Below are 11367 nucleotides of genomic sequence, written 5' to 3'. Positions count from 1 at the left end.
GCTGGAGGACAAGGGCCGGGAGGCGGCCCTTGTCCGTGATTGTGTCTTGTTGTTTTCGGCTTAGCCGTACATCGCCATGTTGGCCATCGCGGTGGCCTCGTTGTGGTGGCCGCCGTCGGTGCCGCCACCGGCGAGCACGCCGTCGTCCTCCAGGTCGAAGTGCGCGCCGCCGAGTTCGCCGACCTTCTCGTAAGCGCCGTACACCGTCTGGGTAACGGCGATATCGCTTTGCTTCACCAGATTGCCGTAGACGGTGATGGTGCCGAGCAGATCCTCGTCATGCGCGCCGGCATTGCCCTGCTGGCTGATGACGGTGATTACGCTGTAGTCGTTCTTGCCGTCGCCATTGCTGTCCTTGTGCTGGATCGACTTGACCTCGGCGGTGTGCGCCGAGATTTCGATCTTGTCGCCCTGGGCGCGATTGAAGTCGCGGATCACGTCGTTGCCGAAGCCGTCGACCCAGTGATCGTGAGTGGCGCCGTTCTCGCCGGTCACGCCAACCCAGTCGATGGTGCCGTCGGCATTGACGTGCTTTGCGACGATCTCGTCCTTGGCGTTCACCATGCCTTCGAAGCGGAAGGTATCGCCGCCGGCGCCGCCGGTCAGCGTATCGTTGACGGCCTTGAACGCAGCGGTTTCAGTCGCGAAGATCTGCGTCTTGCCATCCTGCGCCGCGACCATCTCGCCGGCATCCGACCGGCTGAGCAACACGTCGTTGCCGGTGCCGCCATCCATCCGGTCGGCGCCGAAGCCGCCGACGAGAAGGTCAGCGCCGGAGCCGCCTGACAGGTTGTCGTTGCCCGAGCCGCCCCACACCTTGTCGGCGCCGGAGCCGCCGTTGAGCGTGTCGCTACCGGCCATGCCGGCGAGGGTGTCTTCCTTGGCACCCCCGAACAACGTGTTGTTGCCCGTTGTCCCGTTCAGATGATCGTGGTCGGAGCTGCCGCCGCCGAACCTGGCGAAAAAATCTTCGAAGCGGTCGTTGCCGAACAAGCTGTTCAGATTGAAGCGTGCCATTATTCAAACCTCTTACTCAGAGGCCTCACGTACTAAAAACGACCACGGACTTTGGGAAAGCCTCGCGTGATGCGCGCGGGAAGGACGTGAGGCAGGATCCTTCACCCGCATCGAAGGAAGAGCAGGAAAACGGGCCGGTGGCTGGACGTGCGCGCGGCGGATTTGCGTTTCGCAGGGGCAATATGGTGACGCGAAAGGCATCTCTGCGACCGCGCGCTTGCGCGCATCCGTCGATTGTGTCGGCGATCAAACCTCCGCGACAAATCGCGTACGACGTTGTTTCGTCTAGGCAATGATCGGATCAATCCGCTGCTGCCGCCTGTCGCGGCAAGCATCATGCGTGACGAAAAACTGACGGAAAAAGTATCGGCCGCACAAAATTGACGCGATCGCTTCGAACGCGATTGATGTCAGGCTCTGTAACTTTCGGAGCGCTGCAGCTGCGGCAGGCGATCAAGGAATCGGCTGCAGCGATGTCGATCGGGTTGCGCTTTGCGATTCCCCGGCGACGCACAGTCGTGTCGCCGAATCCAATTTGGTCGCATGAGCGGGCGAGGCGAGATGCAGCGGAGACCTCTGCCACGATCGTCCCCCAGGTTGCGACCCGTCCACTCGGGCGCTTGGTCTAGCGCTCGAAATCGGGTGATCCGGCGAAAGTGGCAACACGGTGGGCCTGATAAGCCCGAATAATGGTTGCCGCCGCGCCACGATTGTTGCGTGGCCGCAACAGTGAGGGAACATTTGGTTAACCACCCCGTCCGGCTCTTGCCTGCGCCGCTATTTAGCCACACCCCTCCATGAAACCATTTCTTTCAAAGCTGATTGGCCCGAAGGCGACGGGAAATTGCTCCCGAGACCGACAAGGAGATAGCTAGGAAACAGGTTCCACGGATGGACGCCAAGACCGACATCAAGAAGAGGTTGCCGAGCCGTCACGTGACGGAGGGGCCGGAGCGCGCTCCCCATCGGTCCTATCTCTACGCGATGGGGCTGACCACCCAGCAGATCCACCAGCCTTTCGTTGGCGTCGCGTCCTGCTGGAATGAGGCCGCACCCTGCAACATCTCGCTGATGCGCCAGGCCCAGGCGGTCAAGAAGGGCGTTGCGGCCGCCGGCGGCACCCCGCGCGAATTCTGCACCATCACCGTGACCGACGGCATCGCCATGGGCCATGACGGCATGCGCTCGTCGCTGCCGTCGAGGGAGTGCATCGCCGATTCGGTCGAGCTCACCGTCCGCGGCCACGCCTATGACGCCTTGGTCGGGCTGGCCGGTTGTGACAAGTCGCTGCCGGGCATGATGATGGCAATGGTCCGGCTCAACGTGCCCTCGATCTTCATCTATGGCGGCTCGATTCTGCCGGGCAATTTCCGTGGCCAGCAGGTCACGGTGCAGGACATGTTCGAGGCCGTCGGCAAGCACTCGGTCGGCGAAATGTCCGATGCCGATCTCGACGAAATCGAGCGGGTGGCCTGCCCCTCAGCCGGTGCGTGCGGCGCACAATTCACCGCCAACACCATGGCGACGGTGTCCGAGGCGATCGGCCTGGCGCTGCCGTATTCGGCAGGAGCGCCAGCGCCTTACGAGATTCGGGACGCGTTTTGCGCCGCCGCCGGCGAGAAGATTCTGGAGCTGATTGCAGCCAACATCCGGCCGCGCGATATCGTCACCCGCCGCTCGCTGGAGAACGCCGCGGCCGTCGTGGCTGCCTCCGGCGGCTCGACCAATGCTGCGCTGCACCTGCCGGCGATCGCGCATGAGTGCGGGATCAAGTTTGACTTATTTGATGTCGCCGAAATCTTCAAAAAGACTCCTTATGTCGCGGATTTGAAGCCAGGGGGCCGTTATGTTGCCAAAGACATGTTCGAGGTTGGCGGCATACCGCTTCTGATGAAGACGCTGCTCGACAATGGCCACCTGCACGGAGACTGCCTAACCGTCACGGGCCGGACGATCGCCGAAAACCTCAAGAGCGTGAAATGGAATCCGCACCAGGATGTAGTGCGGTCCGCCGACAACCCGATCACCGTCACGGGAGGCGTTGTCGGGCTGAAGGGTAATCTCGCGCCGGAGGGTGCGATCGTGAAGGTCGCGGGCATGTCGAAGTTGAAATTTGCCGGTCCTGCCCGCTGCTTTGATCGGGAAGAGGACGCCTTCGATTCCGTCCAGAAGCGAACCTACAAGGAAGGCGAGGTCATCGTGATCCGCTACGAGGGGCCGCGCGGCGGTCCCGGCATGCGGGAGATGCTCTCGACCACGGCGGCGCTGACCGGGCAGGGGATGGGCGGCAAGGTCGCTCTGATCACCGACGGCCGGTTCTCCGGCGCCACCCGCGGCTTCTGCATCGGCCATGTCGGACCGGAAGCGGCGGTGGGCGGTCCGATCGCCCTGTTGCAAAATGGTGACATTATCGAGATCGACGCCGAGGTCGGGACTCTTAACGTAAAATTGACCGACGCCGAACTCGCCGAACGTAAAACCAAATGGGCACCTCGACAGACTAACCATACGTCGGGTGCGCTGTGGAAATATGCCCAACAGGTTGGGCCGGCGGTGGACGGGGCTGTGACCCATCCTGGCGGTGCGCACGAGAAACAATGTTATGCGGATATCTAGGCGTATCATATTTGCGTTGATGCTAGGGGCCGCGCCGGTGGCGGCTCCCGGATTCGCATTTGACGGCGCGCCGGTGAAGCCGGACGCAACGCTGCCCGTGATGAATCAGCCCGCCGCGCAGGCCGTCACTGCGCAGGCCCTGAAGAAGGCTCCGCCGGCGCCCGCGACGGCAACGGCGGTTGCCGCATCCTCGCTGACTTCGCTGCAATACGCCGCCGAGGGTGGCCATCCCGTCGCGCAGTGGAAGCTCGGCCGGATGTATGCCGATGGCAATGGCGTCATCCAGGACGACCTGCGCGCTTTCGAATATTTCAGCCGCATCGCCAACGCGCATGCCGAGGACAGCCCTTCGGCGCCGCAGGCGGCGATCGTCGCCAATGCCTTCGTCGCGCTGGGCCGCTACTACCTCAACGGCATTCCCAATTCCAAGATCAAGCCCGACACTGATCGCGCCAGGGAGATGTTCTCCTATGCCGCGTCCTATTTCGGCAACGCCGACGCGCAATACGATCTGGCGCGGCTCTACCTGAAGACCCCGGACGCCTCGCGGGACGACTTCCGCTATGGCGCGCGCTGGCTTGGTCTGGCCGCCCAGAAGGGCCAGCATCAGGCGCAAGCCATGCTCGGCCAGATGCTGTTCAACGGCGACCGGCTGCCGCGGCAGGCTGCCCGCGGCCTGATGTGGCTGACGCTGGCGCGCGACAACGCCGCGCCCGAAGAGACCTGGATTCGCGAAAGCTACAACCGCGCTTTCGCCAAGGCCTCCGACGACGACCGCGCCACGGCGCTACAGATGCTCGAGCACTGGGTGCAGGGCAAGCGGGACTGACGGGCGATTGTTGGGTGGGCAAAGGCGCTTTGCGCCGTGCCCACCATCTCTCCGACATCGCTGGCGTGAATGGGGGCACGCCGCGCTTTGCTCACCCTGCGATTCTAACATCGGGCGCGCATTCGTGCGATCCGTTGGCTTTGCCCGCCCTACGGCTCCGCGCCGATATCCTTCGACATCGGATAGCCGCCAGCCGTGCCGAACTTTCTGGTCGGTGCGCCGTCATCGATATACCCCGCCGACTGATAGAAGCGATGCGCGGTCTCGGTGCTGGTCAAGGTGCAACGGCGATTGCCTCGCTCGGCGGCTCTGGCTTCGAGCGCCCTCAGCAGCGCACGGCTGACGCCGCGAAACCGCGCATCGGGTGCGACATAGTTCAGCCTGATCTCGCCGGCGTCGGTTACGGCCCCGACAGCCAGGACGGCATCGCCCTCGACGGCAACGAGAAGCGAGTTTCCCTCCTGCCTTGTCCATCCCGCCACGATTTCCGGCGTCTTGTTGGCCAGCCATGCGTTCAAGATCACCGGATCGTTGCCGTGGTCGGCAATGCATAATTGCGAGATCGATTCTCTGAGGACGTGGCAGGCGGCAGCGGCATCTTCGGGCACTGCGTCCCTAATCGCAACCTTCGCGCCTGATGCGCTCACGCCGTCTCCAGATCGAAATCCGCCCATACCGGGACGTGGTCGGACGGCTTCTCCCAGGCGCGCACATAGCTGTCGATCCCGACATTGGTCAGCAGGTCGCTCGCCTGCGGCGACAGCAGGAGGTGATCGATTCGCAGGCCCCAGTTCTTCTGCCAGGCGCCCGCCTGATAGTCCCAGAAGGTGTAGAGGCCTGGCTCGTCGGTCACCGCGCGCAGCGCATCGGTGAGGCCAAGGCCGAGGAGGGACTGGAAGGCCTCGCGGGTTTGCGGACGGAACAGCGCGTCGTTGCCCCAGGCGGCGGGGTTATAGACGTCGGCTGCCGCTGGAATGACGTTAAAGTCGCCTGCGAGCACCAGCGGCTCTTCCGCCTTAAGCCGCTCCTTCGAATACTCAAGAAGTCGCGACATCCATTTGAGTTTGTAGGGGTATTTTTCGGTGTCCGGCGGGTTTCCGTTGGGCAGATAGAGGCAGGCGATCCGCATGACCCCGGTCTTGAGCGTCACCACGCCTTCGAGAAATCTGGCGTGGGCGTCCTCGTCGTCGCCGGCCAGGCCGGATTTGGTCTCGTCGAACGGCAGTTTCGACAGTAGCGCGACACCGTTGAAGGTCTTTTGGCCATGGGTGACGACGTTGTAGCCGAGCGCCTCGATCTCCAGCCGCGGGAACGCATCGTCCACGCATTTGATTTCCTGCAGGCAGACGATGTCGGGCGAGCATTCCCTGAGCCAGGTCAGGAGGTGCTCGAGCCGCTGGCGGATCGAATTAACGTTCCAGGTTGCAACGCGCATAAAATGGCTCGGGATTGTAACTACACATTGTTCCGGCAGTGGCATACCATGTGCAGCGAGGCTGTGATAACCGTTTAGAAATAAGGCGCGAAGATCGCCGTCAAGGGGCTAGGAGAAGACCTGCCCGTCCTTATCCGGGACAGGCGGGCGTGAAAAAATATGAAAAAGCGTTCCGTAATCCTTCTCGTCGGCGCTATCGCCATCGCCACGGCGGCCGGTTTTATCACCCGCTCCTCGTGGATGGGCGGCAGCAGCAACGCCCAGGGCCCGCAGCGTCCGCGGATGGTTTCCGTCGAACTCGCCAAGGCGGAGCGCAAATCGATGCCGGTCGATGTCGACGCCATCGGGATGGTGACGCCGATCTCCAGCGTGGCGCTGAAGTCGCGGCTGGAGACCACCATCGTCGCGGTTCATTTCGAGGACGGCGCCAAGGTCAACGAAGGCGATCTGCTGTTCACGCTGGACAGCCGCCAGATCGACGCCCAGATCGAGCAGGCCGAGGGCGTGCTCGCCAAGGACCAGGCGCAGCTCGAGGGCGCGCAGCGCGACCTCCGCCGCTTCAACGACCTCGTCGGCAAGGGCGCCACAACACAGGTCAATGTCGACAATGCCAGGACCCAGTCCGACATCCTGACCGGCACCATCAAGGCCGATCAAGCCGCGCTCGACAATCTGAAGGTCCAGAAGAGCTACACCACGATCCGCGCGCCGTTCTCCGGACGGATCGGCGTCGCCAACGTGAAGGTCGGCAATTTCGTGCGTCCGGCCGATACCACCCCGCTTGCGGTCATCAACCAGATGGCGCCGGTCTACGTGACCTTCTCGGTCCCGCAGCGCGTGCTGGCGGACTTGCGTGAATCGATGGCGAAAGGCGTCTCCGGCGTCACCGCCACCATCCCCGGCCATCAGCGCTCCGAGAGCGGCAAGGTCGCGATGGTTGAAAACACCGTGGATATGGCCACCGGAATGGTCACCGTGCGCGGCATCATGAACAACGAGAACGAGACCTTGTGGCCGGGCACGTTGGTCGCGGCCAAGCTCATCATCCGCAGCGAAGATTCGGTCGTGGTGCCGACGGTCGCCGTGCAGCGCAGCCAGAGCGGCAATTTCGTCTTCGTGGTCAAGGACGGCACAGCCAAGGTCCAGCCGGTCACGGTCGACCGCACCGCGCAGGGCTTGTCGGTGATCTCGGAAGGGCTCGCCGGCGACGAGAGCGTGGTGGTCGACGGGCAATTACTGCTGTCGGACGGATCGCGGGTCGAGCCGCGAGCCAAGAAGGCCGGGGCTTAGCCAATGACCCTGTCCGAACTTTGCATCCGCCGGCCGGTCATGACGACGCTGATCACGGCGTCGATCATCGCGTTCGGCATCTTCGGCTTCCGCCTGTTGCCGGTCTCGGCGCTGCCGCGGGTCGATTTTCCGACCATTGCCGTTACCGCGACGCTGCCGGGCGCCAGCGCGGATACCATGGCGGCGTCGGTCGCTGGCGTCATTGAACGCCAGCTCTCCACGGTCGCCGGCATCTCCTCGATGTCGTCGAACTCGTCGCAGGGCACCAGCACGATCACCATCCAGTTCGATCTCAATCGCAACATCGATGCCGCGGCGCTGGACGTTCAGACCGCGCTGACGATCGCGCAGCGAAGGCTGCCGGTCGAGATGATCATCCCGCCGAGCTTCCGCAAAGTGAACCCGGCCGATTTCCCCGTTCTGTTCGTCGTGCTCAACTCGTCGACGCTGCCACTGTCGGCGGTCCACGAATATGCCGACATCACCATCGGCCAGACGCTCTCGCAGATTCCGGGCGTCGCCCAGGTCAGCGTCTACGGCGCGCAGAAATTCGCCATTCGCGTCCAGGCCGATCCCGAGGCTGCCGCGGCCCGCGGGCTGTCGCTCGAGGATATCCGCACGGCGGTGTCGCGCGCCAATTCCTCGACCCCGGTCGGCACGCTGAACGGACCGAAACAGGACGTGGCGTTGCAGGCCTCGGGCCAGATGGACAAGGCGATAGACTATCGCCAGATCGTGGTGGCCTGGCGCAACGGTTCCCCGGTAAAGCTCGACGAGGTGGCGCGGATCTACGACAGCGTCGAGAACGAGCGGGTCGCGAGCTGGCTCAACAACGAGCGTGCCATCGTGCTCGGCATCCAGAAACAGCCGGACGCCAACACCGTGGCGGTTGTCGATTCCATTCTGGCGAAATTCCCGGTGCTGCGCGCGCAGATCCCGCCGTCGGTTTCGATCAACGTGCTGATGGACCGCTCCATTTCTATCCGTCAGGCGGTGGCCGACGTCGAGGAAACGCTTTTGATCGCGATCGGGCTGGTGATTCTGGTCATCTTCCTGTTCCTGCGCTCGGCATCCGCGACCTTCATTCCAGCGCTGGCGGTTCCGATCTCGCTGTTCGGCACCTGCGCGGTGATGTACGCGCTCGACTACTCCATCAACAACATGACGCTGCTGGCGCTGACGCTATCGGTCGGCTTCGTGGTCGACGATGCCATCGTCATGCTGGAAAACATTGTCCGCCATATCGAGCACGGCATGCGGCCGTTCGAGGCAGCGCTGAAGGGCGCCCGCGAGATCGGCTTTACCATCATCTCGATCACGTTCTCGCTGATCGCCGTGTTCATTCCGGTGCTGCTGATGGGCGGTATCGTCGGCCGCGTGTTCCGTGAATTCGCCGTGACGATTTCGGTCGCGATCGTGGTGTCCGGATTTGTCTCGCTGACGCTGACGCCGATGCTGTGCGCCCGGGTACTGCGCGCCCATGACGCGACCCGGCGGCCGAACATCGTGCTCCGCGTCTTCGAAAGGATGTTCGAATCCTGGCTGCGTGCCTATGAGTGGACGCTCGACTGGGTGCTGGCCCGCAAATTCCTGATGCTATTGGTGACGCTGGGCACACTGGGCGGCACCATCTACCTCTACATGATCGTGCCGAAGGGCTTCTTCCCGCAGGAGGACACCGGCTTTTTGATTGGCGTGACCGAGGCTGCCACCGACACCTCCTTTGATGCGATGAAGGAGCGGCAGCAGGCGCTGGTCGACGTGCTGAGATCCGATCCCGCGATCGAATATATCAACTCCACCGTCGGTGCCGGCGGTCCCAACGCCACGGCGAATTACGGACGCCTGTTCATCGCGCTGAAGCCGAAAAAGGAGCGTGACAATCTCAGCACGATCATCGGCCGGCTGAGGCTTCAGGCGCGCCAGATTCCCGGCATGCAGGCGTTCTTCCAGCCGATCCAGAACCTCAATATCGGCGGCCGGATTTCCAAGAGTCAGTATCAGTACGTGATGCAGAGCGGCGACACCGAGTCGCTGTACCGGCTGGCGCCCGAGATGCGCGAGAAGATCGAGAAGCTGCCGGGCCTGCTCGACGTCACCACCGACCTCTACATCAAGAACCCGCAGATGACGGTCGATATCGATCGCGAGAAGGCGGCGGTCTACGGCGTCACTGTCGATCAGGTTCGCAACCAACTCTATAACGCCTACGGCTCGCGCCAGGTCGGCACGATCTATATGCCGTCGAACGACTACCAGATCATCCTGGAAGTCCAGCCGCAGTTCCGGGTCGATCCGTCGGACCTCTCCAAGCTCTATATGAAGACGCAGAACAACCAGACCATCCCGCTGTCGGCGGTGGCGAAGCTGGTTCCGACGGTAGGTCCGCTGCAGATCAACCACCAGGCCCAGCAGCCGGCGGTGACGATCTCCTTCAACCTCGCGCCCGGCTATTCACTGGGCTATGCGGTCGACAAGATCACCGAACTCGAGCAGGCGTCCAACTTGCCGGCGACGATTGCGACCGGCTTCTCAGGCACCGCGCAGGTGTTCCAGGATTCGCTGCGCGGGCAGGGCGTCCTGATTCTTGCGGCGGTGTTTGCCGCCTTCGTCATCCTCGGCATCCTGTATGAAAGCTTCATCCATCCGATCACGATCATCTCCGGCCTGCCGTCGGCCGGCATCGGCGCGATCCTGACGTTGATGCTGTTCGGGATGGAGATGTCGGTGATTGCCATGATCGGCATCGTGATGCTGGTCGGCATCGTCAAGAAGAACGCCATCATGATGGTCGACTTCGCGCTGGAGCGCCGCCGCGTCGGCTTGAGCGCCGAACACGCGATCCGCGAGGCGGCGCTGCTGCGCTTCCGCCCGATCATGATGACGACGTTTGCCGCGATCTTCGGCACGCTGCCGATTGCCCTGGGTGCGGGCGCCGGCGCCGAACTGCGCCAGCCGCTCGGCATCGCCGTGGTCGGCGGCCTCTGCCTGTCCCAGCTCCTGACGCTTTACATCACGCCGGTGATCTACATCTATCTCGACCGCGTTGACCGCCGCCTGCGGCGCAAGCTCGAACCGCAACTGGAAGAGCCGGGCGAGGAGCGGCCGCACGTGGTCGCCGCCGAATGAGCGCCATCGGGCAACTGGTTCTATCCGCATTGCGATGCGCCGCCGTCATGGCGCTCGCATGGATGGCGGGTACGGTCGGGCAGGCGAGGGCTGACGAGGCGATCGAAATCTTCGACGCCCACCTGCACTACAATTGGGAGCCAAAGCCCCATTATAGCATCGACGAGGTGCTGGCGCTGTTCAGAAAACACCGGGTTACCGGCATCCTCGCCACCAGCCGTCCCAACACCGGCACGCATGCGCTGATGGACGCGAAGCCGCAGGGCCTGCAGATCGTTCCATTCATCCGGCCGTACCGGGTGCGCGCCGACATCCAGACCTGGTTCGGCGATCCCTTCATATTCGACCTCGTGCAGGACGAGTTCAAACGCGGCTATTACCGTGGCATCGGCGAATTCCATATCTCGGGCAAGGCCGCCGACACCGAATGGGTGAAGAAAACCGTCGATTTCGCGGTAGAGCACGACCTCTATCTGCATGCCCATGCCGACGACGTGGCCGTCGAGATCCTGATGCGCCACAATCCGCGCGCCCGCATCATCTGGGCCCATACCGGCTTCAGCCTTTCGACCGACCGCGTTGCGGAGATGCTGACGAAATATCCGAAGCTGTGGGGCGAACTGTCCTATCGCGGCGGCATCACCGACGGCGGCGGCAAGCTGACCGCCGAATGGCGCGCGCTATTCGAGAGTTTCCCGGACCGTTTCCTGCTCGGCTCCGACACCTGGATCAACGAGCGTTGGGACAGCTACGGCGAGATCATGGCCGGCTATCGCGCCTGGCTCACGCAATTACCGCCGAAGGTCGCGGCGCAGGTCGCGCACGGCAATGCGCGCGCGCTGTTCGGCGGCGAGCGCTGAGCGCGAGGCGCGAAGGTCGCCTCAATCCATGAACTCGCAGCCAAAAGCTCGCATCCGGCGATATCGTCGAAGCTAATTTCCGAGATGATCTGACGCGCGCCGATGGGCCTGGTGGTTCCACGCTGTATAGGCGTTTCATCGCCGAAAAATGGGAGGACGAGGTTCCCGGAGATTTCCCGGGCCTTTGACAT

8 protein-coding genes are annotated in these 11367 nt (G+C 63.2%); 5 read left to right on the top strand and 3 right to left on the bottom strand.

What is annotated here, in order from left to right:
- Positions 1–60: 60 nt before the first annotated feature.
- Positions 61–1017, bottom strand: coding sequence for a calcium-binding protein (locus AC0QUY_RS00245; RefSeq protein ID WP_161854815.1), 957 nt, complete (start codon positions 1015–1017; stop codon positions 61–63).
- Positions 1018–1908: 891 nt separating this feature from the next.
- Between AC0QUY_RS00245 and ilvD the strand changes: the two genes are divergently transcribed.
- Together ilvD and AC0QUY_RS00235 are read left to right on the top strand one after the other, a co-directional pair.
- Positions 1909–3633: a dihydroxy-acid dehydratase gene (gene ilvD, locus AC0QUY_RS00240; protein ID WP_161854814.1), complete on the top strand. Its 1725-nt coding sequence runs from the start codon at positions 1909–1911 to the stop codon at positions 3631–3633.
- The gene (locus AC0QUY_RS00235; RefSeq protein ID WP_475385307.1) at positions 3620–4462 is read left to right on the top strand and encodes a tetratricopeptide repeat protein; all 843 of its coding nucleotides are present in this window, start codon (positions 3620–3622) and stop codon (positions 4460–4462) included. The genes ilvD and AC0QUY_RS00235 overlap by 14 nt, the downstream gene beginning before the upstream one ends.
- A 149-nt stretch (positions 4463–4611) precedes the next feature.
- Here the strand turns inward: AC0QUY_RS00235 and AC0QUY_RS00230 are convergent, their stop codons facing one another.
- Positions 4612–5109 carry a GNAT family N-acetyltransferase gene (locus AC0QUY_RS00230; RefSeq protein ID WP_246738236.1) on the bottom strand — a complete coding sequence of 166 codons (498 nt, stop codon included), beginning with the start codon at positions 5107–5109 and terminating at the stop codon, positions 4612–4614.
- Positions 5106–5897 carry an exodeoxyribonuclease III gene (gene xth, locus AC0QUY_RS00225; RefSeq protein WP_161854811.1) on the bottom strand — a complete coding sequence of 264 codons (792 nt, stop codon included), beginning with the start codon at positions 5895–5897 and terminating at the stop codon, positions 5106–5108. The genes AC0QUY_RS00230 and xth overlap by 4 nt, the downstream gene beginning before the upstream one ends.
- 159 nt (positions 5898–6056) lie before the next feature.
- Here xth and AC0QUY_RS00220 point away from each other — a divergent pair, with 159 nt between their 5' ends.
- From AC0QUY_RS00220 to AC0QUY_RS00210, 3 genes are read left to right on the top strand one after another with little or no spacing between them, the layout of a single operon-like run.
- Positions 6057–7187, top strand: coding sequence for an efflux RND transporter periplasmic adaptor subunit (locus AC0QUY_RS00220; protein ID WP_475385306.1), 1131 nt, complete (start codon positions 6057–6059; stop codon positions 7185–7187).
- A gap of 3 nt (positions 7188–7190) precedes the next feature.
- The gene (locus AC0QUY_RS00215; protein ID WP_475385305.1) at positions 7191–10316 is read left to right on the top strand and encodes an efflux RND transporter permease subunit; all 3126 of its coding nucleotides are present in this window, start codon (positions 7191–7193) and stop codon (positions 10314–10316) included.
- Positions 10313–11176, top strand: coding sequence for an amidohydrolase family protein (locus tag AC0QUY_RS00210; RefSeq protein WP_161854808.1), 864 nt, complete (start codon positions 10313–10315; stop codon positions 11174–11176). The genes AC0QUY_RS00215 and AC0QUY_RS00210 overlap by 4 nt, the downstream gene beginning before the upstream one ends.
- Positions 11177–11367: the final 191 nt, after the last annotated feature.

It is taken from the genome of Bradyrhizobium sp. WYCCWR15520 (assembly GCF_056174665.1).
The sequence above is the reverse complement of the archived record's forward strand: the minus strand, read 5'-3'. Positions and strand labels throughout refer to the sequence as shown.